This is a genomic window from Desulfoplanes sp. (genome assembly GCF_054921335.1).
Genome location: NZ_JBUDSQ010000039.1, coordinates 1 through 25,703 on the forward strand (window position 1 = coordinate 1; position 25,703 = coordinate 25,703).

The 25,703-nt window shown below is 56.1% G+C and carries 19 protein-coding genes and 1 tRNA gene; 19 read left to right on the forward strand and 1 reads right to left on the reverse strand.

Going from position 1 to position 25,703, the window contains the following annotated elements:
* Nucleotides 1–25 precede the first annotated feature (25 nt).
* On the reverse strand, nt 26–2,170 hold the full coding sequence (locus ACY692_RS09360) for a type I restriction-modification system subunit M (protein ID WP_462325095.1): 2,145 nt from the start codon (nt 2,168–2,170) through the stop codon (nt 26–28).
* 221 nt (nt 2,171–2,391) lie between these two features.
* Between ACY692_RS09360 and ACY692_RS09365 the strand changes: the two genes are divergently transcribed.
* From ACY692_RS09365 to ACY692_RS09455, 19 genes are all read left to right on the forward strand, one after another.
* Nucleotides 2,392–2,466, forward strand: a tRNA-Val gene (locus ACY692_RS09365).
* Nucleotides 2,467–2,538: 72 nt separating this feature from the next.
* Complete coding sequence (gene thrS, locus ACY692_RS09370) at nt 2,539–4,470, forward strand: threonine--tRNA ligase (protein ID WP_462325096.1); 1,932 nt, start codon at nt 2,539–2,541, stop codon at nt 4,468–4,470.
* Complete coding sequence (gene infC / locus ACY692_RS09375) at nt 4,457–4,978, forward strand: translation initiation factor IF-3 (protein ID WP_462325111.1); 522 nt, start codon at nt 4,457–4,459, stop codon at nt 4,976–4,978. The genes thrS and infC overlap by 14 nt, the downstream gene beginning before the upstream one ends.
* Nucleotides 4,979–5,161: 183 nt before the next feature.
* Nucleotides 5,162–5,362, forward strand: coding sequence for a 50S ribosomal protein L35 (gene rpmI, locus ACY692_RS09380; RefSeq protein WP_462325097.1), 201 nt, complete (start codon nt 5,162–5,164; stop codon nt 5,360–5,362).
* Between the two features lie 15 nt (nt 5,363–5,377).
* Nucleotides 5,378–5,731: a 50S ribosomal protein L20 gene (gene rplT, locus ACY692_RS09385; RefSeq protein WP_462325098.1), complete on the forward strand. Its 354-nt coding sequence runs from the start codon at nt 5,378–5,380 to the stop codon at nt 5,729–5,731.
* 25 nt (nt 5,732–5,756) lie between these two features.
* Nucleotides 5,757–6,779 carry a phenylalanine--tRNA ligase subunit alpha gene (locus ACY692_RS09390; protein WP_462325112.1) on the forward strand — a complete coding sequence of 341 codons (1,023 nt, stop codon included), beginning with the start codon at nt 5,757–5,759 and terminating at the stop codon, nt 6,777–6,779.
* Nucleotides 6,780–6,892: 113 nt separating this feature from the next.
* Nucleotides 6,893–9,292: a phenylalanine--tRNA ligase subunit beta gene (gene pheT / locus ACY692_RS09395; protein ID WP_462325099.1), complete on the forward strand. Its 2,400-nt coding sequence runs from the start codon at nt 6,893–6,895 to the stop codon at nt 9,290–9,292.
* Nucleotides 9,293–9,328: 36 nt separating this feature from the next.
* Nucleotides 9,329–9,643: a MerR family transcriptional regulator gene (locus tag ACY692_RS09400; RefSeq protein ID WP_462325100.1), complete on the forward strand. Its 315-nt coding sequence runs from the start codon at nt 9,329–9,331 to the stop codon at nt 9,641–9,643.
* Between the two features lie 84 nt (nt 9,644–9,727).
* Nucleotides 9,728–10,906, forward strand: a complete 1,179-nt coding sequence (locus ACY692_RS09405; RefSeq protein ID WP_462325113.1) for a pyridoxal phosphate-dependent aminotransferase — start codon at nt 9,728–9,730, stop codon at nt 10,904–10,906.
* A 277-nt stretch (nt 10,907–11,183) separates the two neighbouring features.
* The gene (gene pgi / locus ACY692_RS09410) at nt 11,184–12,851 is read left to right on the forward strand and encodes a glucose-6-phosphate isomerase (protein WP_462325101.1); all 1,668 of its coding nucleotides are present in this window, start codon (nt 11,184–11,186) and stop codon (nt 12,849–12,851) included.
* Nucleotides 12,852–12,929: 78 nt separating this feature from the next.
* The gene (locus ACY692_RS09415; protein ID WP_462325102.1) at nt 12,930–14,393 is read left to right on the forward strand and encodes a sensor histidine kinase; all 1,464 of its coding nucleotides are present in this window, start codon (nt 12,930–12,932) and stop codon (nt 14,391–14,393) included.
* A 54-nt stretch (nt 14,394–14,447) separates the two neighbouring features.
* Complete coding sequence (locus tag ACY692_RS09420; protein ID WP_462325103.1) at nt 14,448–15,824, forward strand: sigma-54-dependent transcriptional regulator; 1,377 nt, start codon at nt 14,448–14,450, stop codon at nt 15,822–15,824.
* A 28-nt stretch (nt 15,825–15,852) separates the two neighbouring features.
* Nucleotides 15,853–19,704 (forward strand): class I adenylate cyclase, encoded by a 3,852-nt coding sequence (locus tag ACY692_RS09425; protein ID WP_462325104.1) that lies wholly within the window; start codon nt 15,853–15,855, stop codon nt 19,702–19,704.
* A 30-nt stretch (nt 19,705–19,734) separates the two neighbouring features.
* Nucleotides 19,735–20,217: an adenosine-specific kinase gene (locus ACY692_RS09430; RefSeq protein ID WP_462325105.1), complete on the forward strand. Its 483-nt coding sequence runs from the start codon at nt 19,735–19,737 to the stop codon at nt 20,215–20,217.
* A gap of 541 nt (nt 20,218–20,758) precedes the next feature.
* On the forward strand, nt 20,759–21,094 hold the full coding sequence (locus tag ACY692_RS09435) for a hypothetical protein (RefSeq protein WP_462325106.1): 336 nt from the start codon (nt 20,759–20,761) through the stop codon (nt 21,092–21,094).
* A 150-nt stretch (nt 21,095–21,244) separates the two neighbouring features.
* Nucleotides 21,245–21,469, forward strand: coding sequence for a hypothetical protein (locus ACY692_RS09440; RefSeq protein ID WP_462325107.1), 225 nt, complete (start codon nt 21,245–21,247; stop codon nt 21,467–21,469).
* Nucleotides 21,470–21,886: 417 nt separating this feature from the next.
* Complete coding sequence (locus tag ACY692_RS09445) at nt 21,887–23,221, forward strand: ammonium transporter (protein ID WP_462325108.1); 1,335 nt, start codon at nt 21,887–21,889, stop codon at nt 23,219–23,221.
* A 223-nt stretch (nt 23,222–23,444) separates the two neighbouring features.
* Complete coding sequence (locus ACY692_RS09450) at nt 23,445–23,786, forward strand: P-II family nitrogen regulator (RefSeq protein WP_462325109.1); 342 nt, start codon at nt 23,445–23,447, stop codon at nt 23,784–23,786.
* 766 nt (nt 23,787–24,552) lie between these two features.
* On the forward strand, nt 24,553–25,703 hold a 1,151-nt coding region (locus ACY692_RS09455), incomplete at its 3' end, for a Fic family protein (RefSeq protein WP_462325110.1).

Consider the following 25,703-nt stretch of genomic DNA (forward strand, 5'->3'; position numbering starts at 1 on the left):
TTGTACTCAGGGTAGGGAACAAATTTCATTGGGCCACTCCCACAATCTGCTCCAGCAACCCATCAGATTCTTTCTCCAGCGCGTAGATATCCGCCTTGATTTCCTCCAAAGTACGCATGGGAACCGGCTTGTAAAAGTGGCGGGTGAAGCTGATCTCATAGCCGATCTGCGTCTTGGAACTGTCGATCCAGGCGTCCGGCGTGTAGGGGAGGACTTCGCGGTTGACGAAGGCTTCGATGCCTCCTTCTTCAAGAAGGGGAATCTGCTCCGAATCCCGTAGGTCAGTTTCCGGCTCGTACTCCACAACGCAAGGCTTCCCGTCCATCTCAACGGGATACAATCCGTACAGCGGGTTGGCCTCAACCTTTCCCGGTTTGTGAACCTTCTTGATGACGGGGACCGCATTTTCATCGAACATGGTCAACGAATCCTGAAGCATTTTCTTGCGCTTGGCCGTGAATTTGACGCCGTGTGTTTTCGCATCACCTTTGCAGGCAGCGAGGACGGCATTGAAATCCAAATGGGGGCCGGGGCCGATGTCTTTGGCTACTCTTCGGACCAATCTGGGCAGAGGCTCTTTCTTGGCCTTTTGGCAGACCTCGTCGAATTTTTCCAGCCTGGCCGGACTCAGGTCCGTGACCAGACGTTTGGGGCGGTCCACCGTGATCTTCCAGTATCCGAACGCTTCGTTGGGGAAGATTTTGGAGTGCTCGGTTTCCGTCGAGGAGATGACCAGGTCGCAGATGGTGCGGATCTGGTCTTCGGAGAGCTCGCAGTTCTTTTTGCCGAGATTTTTCCGCAAGGGAACGGACCAGCCCGAAGCATTGATGAGCTGGATCTTGTTCTTCTTGTGTTCCGGTTTCCGGTTGGAGAGCAGCCAGATATAGGTGGCGATGCCGGTGTTGTAGAAGATGTTTTCCGGCAGGGCGATGATGGCCTCGAGCCAGTCGTTTTCAATGACCCAGCGCCGAATGTTGGATTCGCCCTGACCGGCATCACCTGTAAACAGAGAGGAGCCGTTGTGAACCTCGGCGATGCGGCTGCCGGTTGTGGTGCCGTGCTTCATCTTGGACAGCTTGTTGACCAGAAACAGGAGCTGTCCGTCGCTGGAACGGGTGAGCATCTTGTATTCCGGGTCATCCCCGTGCTGGATCACGAACCGGGGGTCTGAGATGTCGGCTTTGCCTCCCATCCGTTCCAGGTCTGTTTTCCAGCTTTTGCCGTATGGCGGGTTGGACAGCATGAAATCGAATTCATGGGAGGGAAAGGCGTCGTTGGAGAGGGTCGAGCCAAATTTCATGTTCTCTGCTTCTATTCCCTCACCTTTCAAAAGCAGGTCCGCTTTGGAGATGGCATAGGTTTCCGGCTGAACCTCCTGACCATAGAGATGTATGGATACGTCTTTGTGGTGACTTTGGGCCAGATTCATGAGGCGTTCTTCAGCCAGGGTCAGCATGCCGCCGGTTCCGCATGCCCCGTCATAGACCAGGTAGGTGCCCGATTCAATCTGGTCGGCGATAGGCAGAAAGATCAGATCCGCCATGAGTTTGACCACGTCACGCGGGGTGAAGTGTTCTCCGGCTTCTTCGTTGTTCTCTTCGTTGAAGCGGCGGATCAGTTCTTCGAAAATGGTCCCCATGGCATGATTGTCCAGGGCCGGGAGTTTTTCCAGGCCGTCCGGGTCCAGCACCGGCTTGTGGCTCAGATTGATCCTGGGGTTCAAAAATTTTTCGATCAGGCTGCCAAGGATGTCGGTTTCGATGAGAGTGGGGAGCTGGTTGCGGAATTTGAACTTATCCAGAATTTCCTGAACATTGGGTGAAAATCCGTCCAGGTATGCCTCGAAGTCGGCCTTGAGCTGTTGTTGCTTTGCCCGTGATTTTAAATCGCGCAGGGTAAAAGGGGACTCGTTGTAAAATGCTTCTCCGGCAGCTTGAGAAAGGGCGGCGGCCTGGTTGGCAATCCCCGCCTTGTCCAGCTGTTTTTTCAGATCCAGAACCGCTTGCTTGTTCGGTTCAAGGACAGCGTCCAGGCGTCTGATGACCGTCATCGGCAGGATAACGTCGCGGTACTTGCCGCGTGTGTAGATGTCCCGGAGAACATCGTCGGCAATTCCCCAGATGAAGTTGACGATGGTGTTGTGTATGGTGTTGTGTATTGTATGGTTCATGGGGACAGATACTCCAAATTTTTTTGTTATCGGACCGTGTCACACGGGTACATCAATACATGGTGCGCACGCGATCTTTCCTATCCCAAAGCGATTTGTTTGCAAACCGGGTTCTGAGGGCGGTTCGGAAAAAAGACCCGGGAAAGAAAAAATGCAAAAAATGACAAATCCTGCTTGACAACAGGGCCGGTTTTTGAAAAGAACCTCTCCACGCAAGACGTAGGCGCGTAGCTCAGTGGGAGAGCACTTGCTTGACGTGCAAGGGGTCAGGAGTTCAACCCTCCTCGCGCCTACCAATTAAGGAATCAACGATTAGGGAGGCTAAGGCCTCCCTAACTTGTTTTAAGCTTTGGGGTATCGGACAGCAAATGACCACGATCAATGGAGAGGAAAGAGACGTCCTAGCAGGGCAGACCTGCAAGGACTTTTTGGCGCAGGTTCTTTCCGGAAAGAAGCTCAAGTCTACAGTGGCTTGTCTGTGCGACGGCAGGGTCGTGGATCTGGGCCAAGAAGCGGATCCCGGGTGTAGGGAGATGGAGCCGGTCTTTCTGGACAGCGAACGTGGGCTCGAGGTGCTCCGCCACAGTGCGGCCCATATCATGGCCGAGGCGGTCAAGGAGCTCTTCCCCACGGCCAAGGTGACCATCGGTCCGGCGGTTGAGAACGGTTTCTACTATGATTTCGATTACGAACGTTCTTTCACCCCGGAAGACCTCCAGGCCATTGAGGCGAAGATGGCCGAATCCATTGCCGCGAACCATCCCTTTGAACGTACGGAGATGTCCGCCGAAGAGGCCAAGAAAAAATTTTTGGGCATGGGTGAGACCTACAAAATCGAGATCATCGACGATCTTGGCGGAGAGAATGTCTCGTTATATACGCATGGAAATTTTACGGACCTGTGCCGCGGGCCGCATCTCCCGCACACCGGATTCGTCCGGGCCTTCACCTTGACCTCGGTGGCCGGGGCCTACTGGCGCGGGGACGAGAACAAACCCATGCTCCAGAGGATCTACGGGACCGCATTCGCCACTCCCAAGGATCTCAAAAAATATCTCAATCTGATCGAAGAGGCCAAGAAGCGCGACCACCGCAAGCTCGGAACCCAGCTGGATCTGTTCAGCTTTTCTGACGAGGCCGCTCCGGGAATGCCCCTGTGGCACCCCAAGGGGGCCCTCGTACGGACCATTCTCGAGGATTTTGAACGCAAGGAGCACCTGCGGCGCGGGTACGACATCGTCCAGGGGCCGATCATTCTCCGCAGAGAATTGTGGGAGAAATCAGGTCATTACGACAACTACCGTGAAAACATGTACTTCACGGAGATTGACGAGCAGGTGTACGGGATCAAGCCGATGAACTGCTTGTCCCATATGCTCATCTACAAGTCCCAGATCCGTAGCTATCGCGATCTGCCCATACGCTATTTCGAACTGGGTAATGTGCACCGGCACGAAAAATCCGGGGTGCTCCATGGGCTGCTACGGGTCCGCGAGTTTACCCAGGACGATGCCCACATCCTGTGCCGTCCGGACCAGCTGCAGGACGAGATCAAGGCTATCATCGCCTTTGTTCGGGATGTCATGGGGCTTTTCGGATTCGAGTACACCATGGAGATCAGCACCCGCCCGGAAAAATCCATTGGATCCGATGAGGATTGGGACCGGGCAACCTCGGCATTGCAACAGGCCCTGGAGGGCTCCGGATTGGGATATGAGATCAATGCCGGTGATGGAGCTTTCTATGGCCCCAAGATCGATGTGAAGGTCAAGGATGCTTTGGGCCGTGAGTGGCAGTGTGCAACGATCCAATGCGATTTTACCTTGCCAGAACGTTTCGATTTGGTCTATGTGGGCGAAGATGGAGCACGGCACAGGCCGGTCATGTTGCACCGGGTCATCCTTGGGGCTGTAGAGCGGTTCCTGGGAATTCTCATTGAGCACTATGCCGGGGCCTTTCCCACATGGTTGTCCCCGGTCCAGGCAAGGATCCTCACCGTGACCGAGGTACACAACAGCTACGCCCACAAGGTGCTTTCCCAGCTCAAGAAGGGTGGGATACGCGTGGAGGCGGATCTGCGTAACGAGAAACTTGGCTACAAGGTGCGTGAAGCCCAGATGGCCAAGATTCCATATATGCTGGTCGTTGGCGAAAAGGAGATCGAACAGGGTCTTGTCAGTGTCCGGTTGAGAAATGGTAAGAATCTTGGGGCAATGCCCTTAGAGGATGTCGTCGAATTGGTAACGGCCGATACCTTGGAGCCGTTCAAAAAGGGAGGAATGAGCTATACAATCTACTAATGCCCGAAGGAATAGGCAGATTCGAGTTCGTGAAGTACGGGTAGTGACAGACGATGGCACCCAGCTTGGCGTTATGCCCACGCACCAGGCCTTGCAGACGGCCGAGGAGCGTGGTCTCGATCTTGTGGAGGTGGCTCCCAATGCACGCCCTCCGGTGTGTAAGATCATGGATTATGGTAAGTATCAGTACCAGCAGAAGAAGCAACAACAGCTGGCACGGAAGAAACAGACCACGATCCAGCTCAAGGAAATCAAGTTCCGTCCCAAGACCGACGACCACGATCTGGAAACCAAAGTGCGTCATATCCGTAAGTTCATTACCGAAGGCAACCGGTGCAAGGTGAGTATCTTTTTCCGGGGTCGGGAAATGGCCCATAAGGACCGGGGGTACGCATTGCTGCAGCGTGTTATAGAGTTGGTCAAGGATATCGCCAAGGTCGAACAGACTCCACGGTCCGAAGGGCGTTCCATGCATCTGCTCTTGACGCCGCTACCCAAAAGCAAATAAGAGTCTCCGCCTACGTCCCAGACGTTGTAGCATTTGCTATTTTATTTCCGAGGTATCAGGCAGACTGCATGGCAATGCGGTCTGCCCCACGTGCTTTCAAGCGTATCTCGAAAACGGATGTTCCTTCCCGTTACAACCATCCGTTTTTTTTGATATATAATGAGTTCATTACAGGAGGGGTGTATGCCTAAACTGAAAACAAACCGAAGTGCTGCCAAGCGGTTCACCACCACCGGTACAGGCAAGGTGAAACGGAACAGATCCAACAGCCAGCACATTCTGACCAAAAAGAACGCCAAGCGGAAGAGAAAACTGCGCCAGTCCACGACCATGGACAAGAGCACCGTCAAGTCCGTCAAGCGGCTCGTTCCGACTATTTTCTAAGAGGAGTGGTTCTACATGCGTGTCAAAAGAGGTAAAGCCGCGAACAGGCGGCACAAGAAATATTTGAAGATGGCCAAGGGCTTCAGCGGGGCCCGGAGCAAACTGTATCGTACCGCGCGTGAGACGGTCGAGCGGGCGCTCGTTTATTCCTACCGTGACCGCAAACAGAGAAAGCGTGAATTCCGCAAACTCTGGATTACCCGTATCAGTGCGGCCTGCAAGGAGCACGGTATTTCCTACAGTAGGTTCATGCATGGCCTTGGCGAGGCCGAGGTCGGACTGAACAGGAAAATATTGGCCGACATGGCCGTCAACGACAAGGGATCATTCGCAAAGTTGGCTGAAATGGCCAAAGCAAAAGTGAACTAGCGTGACAAGACAAGCATTGATCGAAATGTTGGAGAGCCTGGTCGGGGAGCTTGAAAAGGCCCTCGACCAGGCTTCTTCTTTGGAAGACCTGGAAGCGATCCGGGTCAGGTTTCTGGGGCGCAAGGGGGCTCTGGCCGGACTTATGCCCCAGGTTGGAGCCCTGCCTGCGGAAGACAGACCCGAGGTGGGCAAGGCCGCCAACCGGGTCAAGACCGGGATGATCCGCCTCTGGGAGAACAGAAGGCAGAAGCTCGAGCAGGCCGAAGAGCAGGAATCCCTGGCGGAATTCGATCCGACCATTCCCGGGCGTACCCCGGACCGGGGTTCGCTGCACCCGATCACCCTGGTCATGAACGACATCTGCAGGACCTTCACGGGGCTCGGGTTCGAGGTGGTCTCCGGGCCCGAGGTGGAGAACGATTTCTACAATTTCGAGGCCCTGAACCTGCCGCCGGACCATCCGGCCAGGGACATGCAGGATACCCTGTATATCACGGACAAGATCCTCATGCGTACACAGACCTCCCCCATGCAGGTCAGGACCATGGAAAAGCAAAAGCCGCCCGTTGCGGTGATCGCCCCGGGCAAGGTCTATCGCCGTGACTCCGATCTGACCCATACCCCCATGTTCCATCAGATCGAGGGGCTCTTGGTCGACAAGGGCGTGACCATGGCCGATCTCCGTGGGACCCTGAACGCCTTCATCCGTACCACATTTGGCGCGGATGTGAAGATGCGATTCCGCCCCAGCTTCTTTCCCTTTACCGAACCCAGCGCCGAGGTGGATATGAGTTGCGTCATGTGCAACGGCACCGGCCGTGTGGACGGCAAACCCTGCCGGGTGTGCAAGGAGAGCGGTTGGGTGGAAATCCTCGGTTGCGGCATGGTCGATCCGGCGGTGTTCACCAATGTCGGGTATGACCCCGAGGCCTACCAAGGATTCGCCTTTGGTCTGGGGATCGAACGTATCGCCATGCTCAAGTACGGCATCGGTGACCTGCGCATGTTTTTTGAGAACGATGTCCGGTTTCTGGGGCAGTTTGTCTAACCCAGGTCCCTCCCGGGCCGGTTGACCCCCCATAGCGGATGGTTCCGCCCTTTTTTTTGCGGTCCGTATTTCTCCAGGACCGCGGATCCACATAACATACAGAGAATTGTCGCATGCTGCTCAGTCTGAACTGGCTACGAGATTTTACCCCCTACGAGGGGGATCTGGACGAGTTGGCCGATCGCTTGACCATGCTCGGTCTTGAAGTTGATGAGATATCCCAGCCCTTTGCCCATCTGGACAATATGGTCGTGGGGCATGTTGTCGAATGTGAAGCCCACCCGGAATCCGACCACCTCCATGTGTGCAAGGTGGACGTGGACGGGGGGGAACTCCTGGATATCGTTTGCGGGGCTCCCAATGTGGCCCGGGGACAGAAGGTCCCGGTCGCACCCGTTGGTACGGTCATGCCCGGTGGCATGAAGATCAAGAAGGCCAAGCTCCGGGGCGTGCCATCCCGGGGGATGATCTGTTCGGCCGTGGAACTGGAATTGGGCAACGACCACAATGGGATCATGGTCCTGGACGGGGGCCTTGCTCCGGGAACCAAGCTCATTGATGCCCTGGGGCTGGAGACAAAGGTCCTGGATATCGACATCACTCCCAACCGGGGAGACTGTTTGAGCGTTCTCGGGTATGCTCGGGAGATTGCGGCCGCATACAACCTGCCCCTGACCATGCCCAAGGTGGAACCCGTTGAATCCGGCCCTGCCTGCGAGGATATGGTTTCCATCCAGATCGATCAGTCGAGGTTCTGTCCGTCCTATCTTGCCCGGATCATCCAGGGGGTCACCAACGGCCAGAGTCCGGACTGGATGCGTTACCGTCTTCTGGCCGTTGGGCTACGGCCCATCAGTGCGGTTGTCGACGTGACCAACTATGTGCTCATGGAGCTGGGTCAGCCCCTGCACGCCTTTGACCGGACCCTGATCCAGGGGGGCAAGATACGTGTCGCCCCGGCCGAAGAGGGGATGTCCTTTACCACGTTGGATGACAAAAAACGCAAACTTTTATCGAGCGATCTGCTCATCTGGGATGGTCAGCGTCCGGTCGCCCTGGCAGGCGTCATGGGCGGTGCCAACTCGGAGATGTCGGAGACCTCCACGGACGTATTGCTGGAGAGCGCTGTCTTCCACCCAGGAACCATCCGCAAGACCGCCCGACGGCTGGCCCTCGGCAGCGATGCCTCGTTCAGGTTCGAGCGCGGTGTGGATCTCGTGGGCTCGCGTCTGGCCCTGGATAGGGCCGCCGATCTCATTGCCACTTGCTGCGGTGGGCAGATCGCCAGGGGTGTCGCCGGATCGGTTCCCCGCCCGTACAAGCCCGCTTCCATACCCTTTCGCCCGACCAAGGCCACCGGTCTTTTGGCCCTGGACGTGGAAGACGGGTATTGTGAGAAGGTTCTGGCTTCCCTGGGGTGTGAACTCGCCAAGGACAAGGACGGCTACCGGGTCACTCCGCCGAGTTACCGTTTGGATATGGAGCGTGAGGCCGATCTCATCGAAGAGGTGGCCAGGGTGTACGGTATGGACCGTCTCCCGGTCCGGCTTCCCAGGATCACCAAGAATCTCGACGCCATGCTCAATGAAGATCCCGTGTTCGCCTTCAATGGCCGGATCAAGGCATGGGCCATGGGGTGCGGGCTGCATGAGGCGGTCAACTACAGCTTTGTCGCTTCCAAGGACATGGACACGCTGGGCATTCCTTCGGAGGGAAGGGTCGAGATACTCAATCCCCTCAATGAAGAGCTCAATGTCCTGCGATCCGAGATCGCGCCGGGGGTGTTCAACTCGCTGAAGCATAACCTGGCCCAGGGGAATACCCGTCTGCGGGTCTTTGAAGTGGCCCATGTCTTTGTCCGGGATCCCTCCTCGGACACCATGACCAAAGAGACGAATCGGCTGGGTCTGCTCCTGTATGGTTCCCGCGAACCACGGAGCTATCCATTTGCCGAGGGCGGGGTTGATTACAGCGATATCAAGGGACTGGTAGAAAATCTGGCCGGACACCTGGGCATCGGACCCCTGACCTTTGTTCTCGAGGAAGGCCATTTTTATCTGCAGCCCTGCGTGCGGGTCATGGCCGGTGCGAAGGCCGTGGGCCGCGTGGGTATGCTCAAACCTGCCCTGGCCGATGGGTACAATGCCGGGGACAGGGTCTGGTTTGCCGATCTCAATCTGGAAACCCTCATGGACCTCACTGCCAAGGGGGTATGCTCCTTCAGTCCTATCGCTAAATTCCCGGCGGTCAAGCGAGACATAACCATCATTGCCCCCAAGACCCTGCCTTTTGGCCGGATTGCCGAGGTCATCCTCGGCCGCAAGGAGCCTCTGGTGGAGGATGTCCTGCTCCTGGATATCTACAAACCCGAGGAAGACGCCAAGGAAAACCATGTCAGTCTTCGCGTGACCTACAGGAGTATGACCAAGACCCTGAAGGACAAGGAAGTTGACAAGGTGCATACGCGCATAGGACAAGAACTTTTGAACAAGCTGGAAGTCAGGTTCCCGTAACGGGGGCCGGGGGAGCCAACCATTGATCGAGGTCACATGTCCGATCCCTTGCCAACGACGTACAAGATTGGCCAGGCAGCCAAGGCTGTCGGGGTGGAACCGCATGTGCTCAGGTTCTGGGAGTCGGAATTCCCCCAGCTGGTTCCTTGCCGCAAGCCCAGCGGCCAGAGATATTATACGGTGGAGCACATCGGTCTGCTCAACCGGATCAAGAAGCTCCTGTACGAGGACAAGCTGACCATAGAGGGTGCCCGGATGCGTTTGCAGGACCAGAACCGTTGGTCCGGCCTTCTTCAGGAAATACAAACCGAATTGCAAGACCTCAAGAGCCTTCTCATCGAAGACCCTTGAGGTCTTTTTTGTTCCCGGTCCATGTTCTTTTGGGCTGGAACAGGCCATGCCACAAGGAGACAAGGAGAATACATGGCGGATACCATACGACTTTCACGGCGGATCACTCAGATCCAGCCATCGGCGACGTTGACCATCAATGCCTTGACCCAGAAACTCCGGGACGAGGGAAAAGAGGTCATCAGCCTGGCCGTGGGCCAACCGGATTTTCCCACCCCCGAACACGTGTGTGCGGCTGCCCATGGGGCCATTGACCAGGGATTCACCAAGTATACGGCCGTTCCCGGGATCGATGAACTCAGGAACGCGGTTGCCGGATATTTCAAACGGTTCTACGGGGTGACGGCCGGGGCCGGAAACGTCGTGGTCACCAACGGGGGGAAACAGTCCCTGTACAATCTTTTCCAGTCCCTGCTCGACCCCGGGGATGAGGTCCTCATGGCCGCCCCCTATTGGGTGAGTTACCCCGCCATGGTCCAGCTTGCCGGGGGCAAATCCGTTATCGTGCCCACGGAGCCGGACCAGGATTTTCTTGTTTCCGTGGAGGGGTTGGAGGAACACCGGACGGCCAAGACACGGGTCCTCTTATTGAACACCCCGTCCAATCCCACGGGATGCCACTATCCCAAAGAGCACGTGGACAGGATCGCCCAGTGGGCGGTTGACCACGATATTTTTGTCATTTCCGACGAGATCTACGACCAGCTCGTGTACGCTCCGGCCGAACCGGTCTCCCTGTCTACCTGGTGGGAAAAACATCCGGAACGGTTTGCCATTGTCAATGGGCTGGCCAAGAGTTTTGCCATGACCGGGTGGAGGATCGGATACACCCTGGCGGCAGAACCCCTGATCAAGGCCATGTCCAAGATCCAGGGGCAGTCCACGTCAAATATTTGCTCCATCGCCCAGAAGGGTGCTCTGGCCGCATTGACCGGTCCCTGGGAGCCGGTGGACACGATGCGCACGGCCTTTGCCGCACGGCGTGACCTGGCCCTTGCCCGTGTCAGGTCCTGGCCCGACGTGGTCTGCCCCGCACCGGCAGGGGCCTTTTATCTCTTCCCCAAGGTGGATCATTATTATAATGACGTGATCAAGGATTCCACTGCCCTTTGTTCGCACATCCTGGAAACGGCCGGCGTGGCCCTGGTGCCTGGTGCCGCCTTTGGGGATGACCGGTGTGTGCGGATCTCCTATGCACTGGACGAGGCGACCATCACCCGGGCACTGGACAAGATCGAAGGGGTGTTGATGGCAATGAGATAAGTGCGCGGAGGTGCGCAGGGTATGCAAGTGCGTAGCGCCCGCCCAGTATGCGGCAGGGGGAAAAGCCGTGGTCCGAGGGGGGACATGGACCGCGACGTTCGCGCCAAGATGTTTCCTGCAGGGCGAGCCATGCTTTCCCCGGCGGCATATTTTGGATAGTGAATAACGGTTCTTGCTGTATGTGACATCCCAAACAACCTGCGCATTGTGCCCTGTGCCCTGCGTACTTCCCGCGTTGAGCCCCGTGCACTGTTGCCGCCTTCCACAAGGAGCGATCATGGCCACGAATACCGACACGAACGTACCCCCCGCATGGACGGCCCTCGGGGCCCATGCCGGGCAGATGGAAGATGTCCACATGCGGTCCCTGTTTGAGGAAGACCCGGACAGGTTCGCCATGTTTTCCCGTAGGTTTGGATCGATTCTGTTTGATTTTTCCAAGAACCGGATCACGGATACGACCCTGGATCTCCTTCTGGCCCTGGCCAAGGAACGTAAGGTCGAGGAGGGGATCGCGGCCATGTTTGCCGGCGATCGGATCAATGTGACCGAGAACCGGTCTGTGCTGCACACGGCCCTGCGCAACCGCTCGGACCGGGAGGTCCTTGTCGACGGCAAGGATGTCATGGGTGGGGTCCGGGGTGTTCTCTCACAGATGCGTTCGTTCACGGACAGGGTACGTCAGGGGGAATGGACGGGGTATACGGGGGGGCGGATTACCGATGTGGTCAATATCGGGATCGGCGGATCGGATCTCGGCCCCAAGATGGTCACCACGGCCCTGGACCATTACCGCCATCCGGGAATGCGTTTCCACTTCGTGTCCAATGTGGACGGGACCCATATCTCCACCACTCTACAAAAACTTTCCCCGGAGACGACCCTTTTTTTGGTGGCCTCAAAGACCTTCACCACCCAGGAGACCATGACCAATGCATGGTCTGCCAGAAACTGGTTTTTGGATCAGGCCGGGGACGAAAAAGCAGTGGCCAAACATTTCGTGGCCATGTCCACCAACAGGGCGGGGGTCGAAGCCTTTGGCATCGATCCGGAAAATATGTTCGTTTTCTGGGACTGGGTTGGAGGACGGTATTCCCTGTGGTCGGCCATCGGTCTGTCCATAGCCCTGTCCATCGGCATGGACCGGTTCGAGGAGCTGCTCGAGGGGGGGTATGGAATAGACGAACATTTCCGGACCGCTCCCCTTGTGGACAACATCCCGGTGATCATGGGGCTTCTGGGCATCTGGTACCGTGATTTCATGGGCGCCCAGTCCCATGCCATCCTGCCCTATGACCAGTACCTGGAACGATTTCCCGCATATTTTCAGCAGGGGGACATGGAGAGCAACGGAAAATCCGTGACCAAGGAGAGCAAGGACGTCGCCCACCAGACCGGTCCGATCATCTGGGGGGAGCCGGGTACCAACGGCCAGCACGCCTTTTACCAGCTCCTGCACCAGGGAACGACCATGGTTCCTTGCGATTTTCTGGCCCCGGCCCGTTCCCTGAACCCCCTCGGGGACCACCACGAGAAACTCCTGGCCAATTTCTTTGCCCAGACAGAGGCCCTGATGTGTGGCAGGACCCTGGAGGAATCCCGGGAGGAACTCGTTTCTCAAGGGGTGCCCCCCGAACGGGTGGAGGAACTCGCTCCGCACAGGGTCTTTCCCGGAAACAGGCCGACCAATTCCATCCTGTTCGACCACCTCGACCCCAAAACACTGGGCAGTCTGATCGCCCTGTATGAACACAAGATCTTTGTCCAGGGGTGGATCTGGGGGATCAATTCCTTTGACCAGATGGGCGTGGAGCTGGGCAAACATCTGGCAGGAAGGATTCTGCCCGAGCTGGAGAACCCGGAGCGGGTCTGGTCCCATGACAGTTCGACCAATGGGTTGATCAATTATTGGAAAGAATTGCAGAAAAAAGGAAATTCCGGGTAGGGACAGGCCCTGTCCCTACCCGTTTTTTCTGCGTCCTGCATACTGCGTACCCCCTTTTTTTCATACCAAGGAGCCTCTTTGCCTAACCCCTTCAAGCCCGACCCGGCCCATCCTTTCCAGATCGTCAAGTTCCTCTCTTGGGGGTCCCTCATCCTCATTCTTGGGTTCAGTCTTTTTTTATCCGTTTTTTTGGCGAATTACGCCAGGAATATGGTCTTACAAAAGAAAAAGGATTTTGCCCTGCTCCTGGCGGAGAATTTGAACCATCAAGTCTATCAGCGGTTTACCCTGCCGACGGTCCTTGGTTTCGGCAGGGTTCGGCTCAAGGAGAAGGCCCAATATGATCGGCTGGACCAGGTCGTCACCTCGACCATACACAGTTTCCATGTTCTGGATGTACGGATATACGATACCGGGGGCCGGATTGCCTACAGCATGGATCCCGGTGTGCTCGAAAAGATGGAAATGGGGGGGCGGCAGGTCCGGGAGGCCGTGGAAAAGCGCACCTACAACTTCGAGCTTTTGAGCAGGCTCTCTAATTGGCGGGCCATGTTCACCCTCCAACCGGAAGACAGGTCCTTTGTCCTCAGAACGACCTATCCCCTCCGTGCCGAACGTAAATTGGGTCGGTTGAACAATGCCGGTCCTCTCATGGGGGTATTGGTCTTCACCCAGGATATCACCCCGGACTACGAGGAGGTCATCCATTTCCAGCGGCTGATCATCGTGACCACCTTTCTTTCTTTTTTGGTCCTGTTTTTTCTCCTGTGGATGCTCATTGTGCGCGCGGACGCGATTTTTGCCGAGCGGATGCGGGAGAAGGAGCGGCTGGAGCACGAGCTGCACCAGAACGAGAAGATGGCCTCCATGGGCCGAATGGTCGCCTCCATCGCCCATGAGATCCGGAATCCTCTTGGGATCATCAAGAGCAGTGCCGAGTTGTTGCTCAAGAAGGCACGCAAGGAAGAGGATTCGCGTGCCTCCATCCTGGAGGCCCTTCTGGATGAGACAGAGCGGTTGGCCCGGATCGTGAGTGATTTTCTCGATTATGCCCGTCCCAAGACACCAAAAATGGACGACGTGGATCTGTGCCGTATCGTGGACCATGTCGTGGCCTTTTTGGGCAACGCTATGGAGACCCGGGGCATCGGTATCCGTGCGGAGTGTCCCGGTAACACGGTGGTCAAGGGGGACAGCGATCTCCTCTACAGGGTGGTCTATAATCTGGTGACCAATGGTGCCCAAGCCATGGAAGGGCCCGGTGAGATCCGGATCGTTCTTGTTCCGGGGGCGGACGGGATCGCCATGGAGATCCATGACGATGGGCCCGGTTTCCAGAAGGACATGCTCGAAAAGTACCCCGAGCCCTTTTATACGACCAAGGATTTTGGGACCGGCCTCGGCCTGTCCATTGTTGTCAATATTCTCCGATCCCATGGAGCCCGTTTGGAACTGGACAATGATCCGGGGGGCGGGGGGTGCGCACGGATCGTGTTCGCAACGGTTCCGGGCACACCCTTGGCCGAGGACCGGGATGCATAGAAGCAAAATGGATAGTATGCCGGGAAGACCGGCTGGAATGAATATGGGGAAAATATGACCGGCAATATCTTGATCCTGGATGATGAAAAGAACTATCTGCTGATCCTGCAAACCATTCTTGAGGACGAGGGGTATGTGGTCACCGCCCTGAGTGATCCCAGATTGGGGATGACCTTTTTGGACGAATCCGAAGTCGATGTGGTCATTACGGATATGAAGATGCCCGGGCTGAGTGGCGAAGAGGTTCTCGAGCGGGTCAAGCGGGACTATCCGCATATTCCCGTATTGATCATGACCGCCTTTGGAAGCATCGACAACGCCGTGGAGGCCATGAAATGCGGGGCCTTTGATTATATCACCAAACCGTTCTCCAACGAAGAGCTGCTCCTTTCCGTGAACAAGGCCATGAAACTGGCCCGGGCCGAGCAGAAGAACCGGCTTCTGCGCCAGGCCATCACCCAGCAGTTCGACAAACACCATATTCTGGGAAAATCAAAGGCGATCATGGCCGTTTTGGCACTCATGGACCGCGTCGCACCGTCCAAGAGTTCGGTCCTGATCACGGGTGAATCCGGGACCGGAAAGGAACTCATAGCCCGGGGTATCCATGCCTCGTCGGACCGGAGGGACCACCCCTTCATCTCGGTCAATTGTATGTCCCTGAACCCCGGTATTCTGGAGAGCGAACTCTTTGGGCATGAAAAGGGATCGTTTACCGGAGCCGTGGCCAGTAGGCGTGGAAGGTTCGAACAGGCCGATAATGGAACACTCTTTCTGGACGAGATTGGCGAACTTTCCGCAGACCTCCAGGTCAAAATGCTACGCGTCCTCCAGGAGCGGGTCATTGAACGGGTGGGGGGGAGCAAAACCATCGATGTCGATTTCCGGTTGGTCAGCGCGACCAACAAGGATCTCAAGGCCGAGGTGGCCGCGGGGAGATTCCGTGAGGATCTTTTCTACCGGCTCAATGTCGTGCATATTCCGGTGCCTCCGCTGCGCGAACGGCGGGAGGATATTTCGCTGCTTGCCGCCCATTTTCTCCAGCAATATGCCGGGGAGAACAATGTTCCGGAAAAGACCCTGACCACCAAGGCCCTGCAGGGGCTGACCGCCTACGAGTGGCCCGGTAATGTGCGTCAGCTCCAAAACGTCATCGAGCGGAGCGTGGTCCTTTCACCCCACGAAACCATAGGCCTGGACGATCTGCCGGCAGAACTCAAGGACGAGGAAACCCAGTTCAAAAGCGCGGTCGACCTGCTGCCCTCTGAGCTCGACCTGGCCAGGACAATGGAAAAAATCGAGGCCGCTCTTATCCGCAGGGCCCTGGTCCAGAGCCAGTTTGTCAAGGTCAAGGCCGCGGAACTCTTGGGTATTTCCAAAAGTCTTCTCCAGTACAAACTCAAAAAGTACGCCATCTCAGCCAGGCCCTGACCGGGCCGGTATTTTTTTTGGAAAGAATATGGATTTTTCCCAAAAGACCATCACAACCTGGATAGAGGAGCTCCGGACCATTCTTGCAAGCGACGACTTCAAGAATTGGGAACGTGCGCCCGGTGTTGTTGCGGGGATCGTCCAGGGCTGCCAGGGGGCCAGCTGCGAAGAGAATATTCTCGATCTGGTAGCCGAGTGCAGGATTCTTCTCGCCCGGCTTGCCACCAGGACAGGCCAGTGTGCCCTGGCCTTTTCCTGCGGACAGGCATTGGTTTGGCTGGGGCGGGTCGGTCGGATGATGGCCCTGGATATTTTTGCCATGGCCAAGTGGAATGAGCAGGAGGTCTTCTCCCGGCTGGACCGCTTTACCCAGGAAGAAAAACTGTTGATCATGCACCAGGCCTTGGCCGAGGTCGATGGGTGCGGCCGTCAAGTGCGGGAATGGGCCGAGTATCGTCTCGACGGCGTATTCGGTTATGACCCCTATAAAACGTACAGATTTTTTGCCCAGATCGGAAAAGAGGGGATCAGGGTCCCCTTTTTGCTCCTCCAAGTGATCAAACACGGGGATTTTTTGCTCTGGTTCGAGGGGTTTTTACGCCGCCCCTTGTCCGGGGCCGATGAACTCTGCGTCGTGAGCGTGCTCTATGCCCTGGACGAGACCGCTCTTGTGTTTCCCGTGGGATCCCATTTTGACGACCTTCCCCAGGACGAGCAGGTGCGTTTTTGCAGGGTTGCTGCCGAGCTCGGTCAGGGGTGCGATGAACAGATTCCCGTTGAACTGGCAAAAAAGATGACGCACATGGAACCGGCTCCCATGTTTGCCGGGTTGCGGGGGCTGTTCTTTTTGCAATGGCCGAGGCTTTGTTCCATTCTTGAATTTCTCATCAAGAACCGTTCTGATCTGGCTCCTGCCCTGGCCCGGTTTTCCTTTTTTTTGCCCACTCCCTGGCATGGTCGAGGGACCGGACGGACCCTGGGTGCCAATCCGGATCTCCTGAACCGGAAGGTGCTCGAACGCCTCTGCCGTATCGATCCGGACGGTGTGCGTAGGATATGCTTGCAGAACGGAGGTGACCGGACCGGAGCGAACGCTCGGGAGGCCATCGGAGGATTTACTCGGCGGTTCCCGGCCCCTGTGGTCCGGCCCAAGGAAAGACCGTCCAGGAGGCAGGGACGCAAATCCTCCTCCGTCCCTCTGTCCCGGCGGATCATCCGTCTGTTCGCCGGCAGGCGGCTTGAACTCAAGGAGGTTCTCCATACCTATGCCGGGTTGGAAAACTCCCGGTTCGACGGGTCCGTCCTGGAGGACCGGGTCGTCTCCAAGTGCACGGTCAAGTCCGTGGTTTTTAACGACTGCAATTTCAATCGGACCGTTTTCGACCGGGTCCGGTTTTTGGGATGCACCCTGACCGGGACCCATTTTTCGGGCTGCGAGTTCAAGGAGTGCACCTTTGTCGGATGCCGTTTCGACCAGGGAAACATGCAAGGGACCAAGATCTCCAAGTGTCGGTTCGAAGCCACGGATATTTTTGGTTCTACCTTTGCCTCATCCACCTTTGTCCAGAATACCTGGTCGGTGTCGCTTCTAGACAGTGTCGTATTTTCCGGGTGTTCCAAACAGGGTGAACTGGTGACCATGTGTGTCTGCAGGCACGCGCGTTGGGATGATTGCATGTTCGTCGCTTCGTGCATGTCCGGGAATGTCTTCAACCGGGTCGCTTTTTCCACGTCCCGTTGCCTGGGCGTCGAGACGGTTTCTTCCCAGTTTGAGGACACGGTTTTTTCGTCCCTGACCATGCGCAATACCTCGACCAGGGATACCGGTTTTACGGGGTGTGTCTTCGAGGATCTGGATTCCATGGATCCCGTCTTTGGAAGGGCCAGGTGGGAAACGCTCTTTTGGGACACCCGTTTCGAGGAAGATACCGGTCCCCATCTTTCCAAAGACCTTGATGCCGGTGCGGTCCGGGCCGTGCTTCAGCACTGGCGGACGGAACAGGTCGCCCGTCTCAGGGAGCAGCGGATGCTGGACAACAACCAGCGCAGGCTCTCCCTGGCGGTGCAAAAATTCGGACCGACCCAGAATGATTTTTTCCGTCTCCTGCCCTGTCTTCTCCATTCGGCACGGTTCGAAGAGTATATGGATCTTCGGGGCATACCCGGGTGCAGGATCGAGGGGTTCGAGCCGGACCACACCCAGATGCGTCTTCTCGACGAGATATTTCCTTTCATAAAGGAGCGTTCCCGAACAGCGGTCAAATCCGAGATTGTCTCCATCGCCGCCCTGTATAGCATCGGGTCCGTGGGGACCGTGGCCCAGAACAAGAAGTCCGACCTGGATGTCTGGGTCTGTCTTTCCGGAGAAGGGCCGGACAAGATCCAACGGGCCCGTGTGGCCATGAAATGCGACGGACTCTCCACCTGGGCCAGGGAAGAGTACGGGCTTGAGGTGCATTTTTTTGTCATGACCATGGAAGAGATCCGGGCCAACAATTTCGGGATACTCTCCCAGGAGGGATCCGGTTCCGCCCAGGCCCTCCTCCTCAAGGAGGAATTCTATCGGACGGCTCTGCTCATCGCCGGCAAGGAGCCCCGGTGGTGGGTCGTTTGCAACGGGGCGGAGCAGAGGTTCTGCCAGGACCTGGAAGAGCGCTCCTGCGATCTTGGAGAGATCGATGCCATACCCAAGGAGGAATTTTTTGGGGCTTCGCTCTGGCAGATTGTCGGTTCGGCGCGCAATCCCTACAAATCGTTGCTCAAGCTGGGGTTGCTCGAAAAATACGCCCTGGAGGGGGCATCGGCAGATACCCTCCTCGCGGAGAGGATCAAAGAGAATCTTGTTGCGGGGAAGAGGGAGGTCTACCAGATCGATCCCTACGGACTGCTGTACAAGGAACTTTTGCAATTCTACGGGAAGTTGGGCGACAAAGAGGGATGTACGTTGCTCAAGGAGAGTTTCCACTCCAAGATCAGGATGGACGAGATCGACCTTACCCTGGACCATCCCCGTCGCAAGGAAGAGAAGAGCGTGCTCTCCTTTTATTTCCAATCATCGGCCATCGACCGGGACAGGGTCCGTGCCTTGGGCAGGCGGTGGACCATGGCCAAGAGCATGGATGTTGGCGAGGCCATGAACCGTTTCATGCTCGGGGCCTATCGCCGTATTCGGGACAAGGTTTCTGCGGCGAACATGGATGTTTCCATCCGTCCCGAAGAGATGACCGCCCTTGGCCGGACCATCTCGGCCTATTTCAGCCGAGAGCCGGGTAAGGTCCGGCGGATGTTTTTCTTGGGGCCGGAACCTATCGAGTACCAGGAGTTGTATTTTTTTACCGAAAGGGGTGCGGACGGCAGCAAGATTTTCGCGGTCAAGGCCCGTAAAAAGCACGAACCGCGGGTTCTGGACGCCCTGGAGGTGGTCCGCAAGGATGGCGATCCCATCCGTCTTTCGGCCTGGCTGGCCGTGAACAATGTATACAGGCGGGGACTTCTCGTGAGTGGCAACCCCAGCCTCGCTCCCGTGTCTGTCTCTTTTCTCCAGGGGCTCTTGAATGGCGTTCTTGAAGTCTTCCCGCCCCAAGAGGTGTTCACCGCCAACCAGGAGGAGTTGCTGGAAGAGAAGAGGGTCATGAAGCTTTTGTGTTTCTTGAAAAAAGGATGGGACGGGGACGACCAATACCTGACACGGGCGGATGTTCTTTACTCCACCTCCTGGGGCGAACTCTACAGTATAGCCTTTGACCACCCCGCCGTGACCGTACGTACGGATCCTTTGGATTTTTTTTCCAAGACCCTTCCCTGTCCGCTGGATTGGGAGGCCGAACTGTATCAGTACCGGCCCTCTTCGGGAAGGATCACATCGTTGTTATCCAGATAACCCCCACCCTGCCTACAAAGGAGGAACCCTATGGAACTTTTGAGCGTACCCGTTGAAAAACCCGAGGACATGAATTGTATCCTTGGGCAGTCCCATTTTATCAAGACCGTGGAGGATCTCCACGAGGCCATGATCAATGCCGTGCCCATGGCAAAGTTTGGACTCGCCTTTTGCGAGGCCTCCCAGGACTGCCTGGTCCGCTACTCCGGGACAGACCCCGAACTGGTGGAGCTGGCCAGGAAGAACGCCTACAGTCTGGCCGCCGGCCATATGTTCATCATCTTTATGAAGGACATTTTCCCCCTCAATGTGCTCAACGCGGTCAAGAACGTGAACGAGGTCTGCCGGGTCTTTTGTGCCACGGCCAATCCCGTGGAGGTGGTTATCGCCCAGACCGAACAAGGACGGGGAATCCTCGGGGTCATCGATGGTTCCGCATCCAAGGGGATCGAGACCGAAGAAGATATTGCCGCGCGCAAGGGCTTTTTGCGGACCATCGGCTACAAGGGATGAGTTGACTGTTTCTGGAGAATGCCCGTGTCCCCTGAATGTTTCGACCTTCGGGGGATTACTTTTTGGAAACCCGAAAAGGTAAGACAGAGGCTGACGGTTATACCGAACCCCCTTCCTGGAGGGGCATACCTGCGTGTCTGCCCTTTGAGATGCATGTTCGATTTTGCGGGGAATTGTGCTCAGTCCCGAAACAGATCTATCACGTTCCACTATGAACGTTCGCCAGTGATGGTCCTCCCGCCAATGGTCGTCATCCCGCCCCAGGCCGGGATCTGCGCAGTCCGCACTGCGCACTGTGCACTGTGCACTGTGCACTGCTGTCCTGTCTCCCCGCATCCTTTATGTTCTCCTCCAGCCTGCGTTTTCCTCTGGCCTCCTCAAAGGGCAGATATGGAATCTGCCCCTACGGGGGGCGTCTCCTGCCTCCCTTGCACTCCCCTGTCCGCAATCCGGATAGACCGACATGGTATGGAAGATGCTTCCCTCATGGGTGGCTGTGCCCTGATTACCATGTTTCATGTTGTCACCCAAGGAGTGTTCCATGTCCTACCCCCTTACCCTCCAGTCCGTCACCATCCTCTCCTCCAGAATCGTGAACAGTCGGTTGCTGGACATCAGGGGCATTTCTCTTACCGGCGTTCTTGATATCGAGTTGGTCCATCATCCCGACATCCGGATTGACGGGGATGATCCGGACCCGGGGGATGATGACCTTTTGTTGTCCATCGAGGAATTTAGGGCAGGACTCATGGATTGGTTGGGAGATACGGAAATGGCCTGGCTCAAGACCCCGCTTTCCGGTGTGTACTCCCTGGAGGTCCGTCAGAACGGTAGTGCCGTACTTTTCTGGTTGGGGAGGGCGGATCGCCGGGGTTGATCGGTTGCAAAGAGAGCTATTATATCCCTATATTTTAATATGTTAAAAGATGTAGTGGCTTTTTTGAAATTTCCGTTGCCTTTTTGTGCCTTCTTGGGCAAAGGCGGACACAGAGACGTTTTCAAGGAACCACTCAAGGAGGTAGTAACCATGTTCAAGGCAAGCGCTGTCACATTCGGTGCCGGCGATCCCTATGTGTTTACATTCAACGAGAGAAACCAGCGGAGTTTTATCCCCAAACCGTCACCGCGTCTGTTCAAGCGGCTCGAGGAAAATGTGCTCGAGCGGATCATCGCATACTGTGACCGGTTTTTTGCTGTCGCCATTTTCACCTGCAGCTGGGTGATCAAGGCGGATGATTCGCCGTATCGATAACATCGTTTTTTTTGCCGTATTCCATTCCAAAAGCCCTTGCCCGCAAGGGCTTTTGGCGTTTTGGGGCAATGATGAATGGATCATTATCCGTGTGTGCCGGCAAGGCCGAGCAGACGCCCGGCGTTGCCGAGGGGAGAGGGGGAGAGGGTTGGAAAATGTATTTTTTTGCTAAAATTGTAAATTACAAGCTTAAAAGTTACTTAAATCTTTTTGTAAATAACAAAATTGTTTAATTTGAAATAGGGGGAAGCAGCTTGTTTGTTTTTAGTCAATAATATCAATATAATAAAAACCTGGCCCCTCTCTTGCTTTAAGGGAAACATCGTTCAACATTGTTTCCAACCCACTTTTAACAAGGGAGGCTTTTTTATGTCGTGGTCGTACAAGAGGTCATCTTTCGGAACATTCTTTAAATCAATGTGGCTTGCGGGTGCCCTGGTGTGTGCGGTTCTTCCCACGGCAGCCCTTGCTGAGTCTGAACCCCTTTCCCAGGCCAATGCCAACATCCTGTGGACGCTTCTGGCCGCCTTTCTGGTCATGTTCATGCAGGCCGGGTTCGCCATGGTCGAGACCGGATTCACCCGTGCCAAGAATGCCGGAAACATCATCATGAAGAATGTCGTCGATTTCGGGGTCGGATCCATCTCGTTTTTCTTTCTCGGCTTCGCCCTGATGTTCGGTCTGGATGCCGGCGGATTTCTGGGCACCAGCGGGTTCGGACTTTCGGGGATCACCCCTGAAACAGGCGACGGTCAATGGACCCTGACCTTCTGGTTCTTCCAGTCGGTATTTTGTGCCACGGCAGCGACCATTGTCTCGGGTGGTGTTGCCGAACGGACCAAGTTCAGCTCCTATCTCGTCGTCAGCCTGGTGCTTTCCGCGGTTATCTATCCCATCTCCGGCCACTGGTGCTGGGGCAGTCTGTGGCTCGGCGATTCCGGTGCGGGCTGGCTCGAAGGGCTTGGATTTACCGACTTTGCCGGTTCCACCGTTGTCCACTCCGTGGGTGGCTGGATCGCCCTGGCAGGTGCCATCGTTCTTGGACCCCGTATCGGTAAATATACCCCGGACGGCAAGGCCAAGGCCATTCCCGGTCACAATATTCCTCTGGCAGCACTGGGCGTGTTCATCCTCTGGTTCGGCTGGTTCGGTTTCAACGCCGGCAGCACCACAGCGGCTGACGGAACCATCGGATACATCGCCGTGAACACCTCTCTGGCCGCATGTGCCGGTGCCATCGGCGCCATGATCATGGCCTGGATCAAGTTCGGCAAGCCCGACACCTCCATGACGTTGAACGGCGTGCTCGCCGGTCTGGTCGGCATCACCGCAGGTTGTTACGAAGTTTCTCCCGCAGGTTCCATCCTCATCGGATTCATGGCCGGATTTCTGGTAGTCCTGTCCGTAGAATTTATCGACAAGGTCCTGCACATTGACGATCCGGTTGGTGCGGTTTCCGTTCACGGTGTCTGCGGCGCTTTCGGTACTCTGGCAGTTGGTCTGTTCGCAGCCCCCGGCTACGGTGATCAGGTCGGTCTCTTCTACGGCGGCAGCGCAAGTCTCCTTCTGGTTCAGCTCATGGGTGTGGCGGTAGTCTTTGCCTGGGCCTTCGGCACCGGTCTGGTCATGTTCAAGGTCATCAAGGCGGTCTGCGGTATCAGAGCCAGCGAAACCGAAGAACTTAAAGGCCTGGATATCACCGAGCACGGCATGGAATCCTACAACGGCTTTCAGATCTTCACCACGGAATAGGTATGCGTGCAACGTAAACAGCAGAACCAGGACAACGAACAATCAGCGAGTGTTTCCAACCACCCAAAAATGCCGGAATAATCCGTAGGGGCACGGCGCGCCGTGCCCCCCTTCCCGGAACCCAGAAAGGCCCTGATAAAAGAGCGAAAAGAAGGCATCTCACCAGGCAGCCAGGGGAAAGCAGACCCGGAAACACCCCGCCAAGATCAAGGAGAGAAAAATCATGAAACTCGTTATCGCATACATCCGGCCCGAACGGCTCAATGCCGTCAAACAGGCCCTTTATGAAAAGAAAATATACAACATGTCCGCCACCAACAGCCTGGGCAGCGGAAGGCAGAAGGGATTTACCGAAACCTACCGCGGCGTGGTCATGGAAGTGAATCTCTTGAAAAAGATCCGCCTGGAAATCGGTCTCAACGACGAATTCCTGGACGCCGCCCTGACCGCCATCAAGGAAGGCGCCCAGACAGGTGCCGAAGGCGACGGCGTCATCTTTGTCCAGGACATGGAACAGGCCATCCGCATCCGTACCGAAGAAGAAGGATCATCCGCAATGGGTTGATTCTTTCCATCACAATGTTCCATCCCACCTCCTTAGCCGGACGGATACCGCCCGTCCGGAACCAAACAAGGCCCCTGTGCAAGCAGGGGCCTTGTTTGGTTCCGGGGTTGTGGGGTGCAACGATGAGGATTCATACGTATAATGAGAAAACGGCGACGGCGTCCATTATGAGGGCACGGCGCGCCGTGCCCCTACGGGAGAACGATTTGGCCGTCCCGTGTGCGGTTCGATTTCAACCCTTGTCCGAGCCTTCAAGTCCGTCGTGACCAGACGTGTCAATGAATCACGCGGGATTTCCTGTATAAAATTATGGCAACGCAATTATTGGCAACACGTTATCCGTGGTACATCGGATTTGCATCGCATCCGGGAGTACATCCAGACCAATCCTGCCCGCTGGGAAAAAGATTCATTATTTAGATGACATGGATCATCAGGTAGATTTCCAAATGCACCCGACGTAGGGGCACGGCGTGCCGTGCCCGTTTTTCTGCGCCCCGGGAGGTGCAGAAAAACAGATCGACCTGAGGCAATACAACGTGTCCGAATGACGTTATATGACGTCTGCAAAACACCCTGTTTGAAAGTTTCCAAAGATTTCGACCTGTCGGGAAATTTTGACGGAATATGGACTTTGCGTGTCCAAGCTACTACAAATGTTTTTTGGGGCTCTCCCTCTTGCCTTATCTTTTTTCGTGCGTTATTTTACAAAGATGATTTAAGCTAAAATAACAAAAAATCTTATTTTACCTTCGAGACGGATAGCATGAAACGAGACCTCCAGGGCAGATATGTAACCATATCCACGGCAGGTGAAAAGGCACGAGCCTTTGTTCCGGCGCCGTTGCCGCCGCATCCGCCCATAGAATGGACGGCGGAACTACGTACCAAATTCGATCAGGCGCTCCTGGCTCTCGGGCGGCTGGACTCTGTCTCTACCTTGCTGCCGGATACCTCGATGTTTCTTTACATGTATGTCCGTAAAGAAGCGGTGCTTTCCTCCATGATCGAGGGCACCCAGTCCTCACTTTCAAACCTGCTGCTGTTCGAGTTGGATCAGGAACCCGGTGTTCCCCTTGATGACGTGCGTGAGGTCAGCAACTATGTCGCAGCCCTCGAACACGGGTTGTACCTGCTGGAAAAAGGGTTGCCCCTGTCACTCCGGTTGTTCCGTGAGGTTCATAGCGTATTGCTGAGCAAAGGCCGGGGCAGAAATCAGGCCCCGGGGGAATTTAGACGCACCCAGAACTGGATCGGCGGCACTCGGCCGGGCAATGCGGCTTTTGTTCCCCCTCCTGCCGATGAACTGCTGGAGTGCATGGGCAAGCTCGAACTCTTCCTCCACGACACGCCCACGCCAACCCCAGTGCTGCTCAAGGCGGCACTTGCCCATGTACAATTCGAGACGATCCATCCCTTCCTCGACGGCAACGGCCGTCTGGGTCGTCTCTTGATCACCCTTCTGCTCTGTGACCAGAAGGTATTGCAGAAACCGATGTTGTACCTCAGCCTCTATTTCAAGACCTTTCGTCAGCGTTATTATGAATTGCTTGGCAATGTACGCACGACCGGCGATTGGGAATCGTGGCTCGTCTTTTTTGCCGAGGCGGTCATCGTCACCGCCACACAAGCGGTTGAAACTGCCCGGAATCTTCTTGACCTCTCAAGCCGGGATCGCGACAGGATCAGCAGCTTGGGCCGTGCGGCAGCGTCCACCCTGCAGGTTCATCGGGCACTCTTGGAACACCCCGTGGCCACATCCGGTTCACTGGTAAAGAAGACCGGCATCACTCCGGCGACGGTCAACAAGGCTCTTGGTCATCTGGAAAAGCTCGGCATCGTGAAGGAGCTGACCGAAAAAAAACGTAATCGGCTGTTCAGTTATGTAGAGTATATAAAGATCATGAACCGCGGCAC

What these genes read in the sequence shown, in the direction of transcription:
- ACY692_RS09360 (WP_462325095.1), bottom strand. Translation starts at nt 2,170, where the DNA reads ATGAACCATACAATACACAACACCATACACAACACCATCGTCAACTTC.
- thrS (WP_462325096.1), top strand. Translation starts at nt 2,539, where the DNA reads ATGACCACGATCAATGGAGAGGAAAGAGACGTCCTAGCAGGGCAGACC.
- rpmI (WP_462325097.1), top strand. Translation starts at nt 5,162, where the DNA reads ATGCCTAAACTGAAAACAAACCGAAGTGCTGCCAAGCGGTTCACCACC.
- rplT (WP_462325098.1), top strand. Translation starts at nt 5,378, where the DNA reads ATGCGTGTCAAAAGAGGTAAAGCCGCGAACAGGCGGCACAAGAAATAT.
- ACY692_RS09390 (WP_462325112.1), top strand. Translation starts at nt 5,757, where the DNA reads ATGTTGGAGAGCCTGGTCGGGGAGCTTGAAAAGGCCCTCGACCAGGCT.
- pheT (WP_462325099.1), top strand. Translation starts at nt 6,893, where the DNA reads ATGCTGCTCAGTCTGAACTGGCTACGAGATTTTACCCCCTACGAGGGG.
- ACY692_RS09400 (WP_462325100.1), top strand. Translation starts at nt 9,329, where the DNA reads ATGTCCGATCCCTTGCCAACGACGTACAAGATTGGCCAGGCAGCCAAG.
- pgi (WP_462325101.1), top strand. Translation starts at nt 11,184, where the DNA reads ATGGCCACGAATACCGACACGAACGTACCCCCCGCATGGACGGCCCTC.
- ACY692_RS09420 (WP_462325103.1), top strand. Translation starts at nt 14,448, where the DNA reads ATGACCGGCAATATCTTGATCCTGGATGATGAAAAGAACTATCTGCTG.
- ACY692_RS09425 (WP_462325104.1), top strand. Translation starts at nt 15,853, where the DNA reads ATGGATTTTTCCCAAAAGACCATCACAACCTGGATAGAGGAGCTCCGG.
- ACY692_RS09430 (WP_462325105.1), top strand. Translation starts at nt 19,735, where the DNA reads ATGGAACTTTTGAGCGTACCCGTTGAAAAACCCGAGGACATGAATTGT.
- ACY692_RS09435 (WP_462325106.1), top strand. Translation starts at nt 20,759, where the DNA reads ATGTCCTACCCCCTTACCCTCCAGTCCGTCACCATCCTCTCCTCCAGA.
- ACY692_RS09440 (WP_462325107.1), top strand. Translation starts at nt 21,245, where the DNA reads ATGTTCAAGGCAAGCGCTGTCACATTCGGTGCCGGCGATCCCTATGTG.
- ACY692_RS09445 (WP_462325108.1), top strand. Translation starts at nt 21,887, where the DNA reads ATGTGGCTTGCGGGTGCCCTGGTGTGTGCGGTTCTTCCCACGGCAGCC.
- ACY692_RS09450 (WP_462325109.1), top strand. Translation starts at nt 23,445, where the DNA reads ATGAAACTCGTTATCGCATACATCCGGCCCGAACGGCTCAATGCCGTC.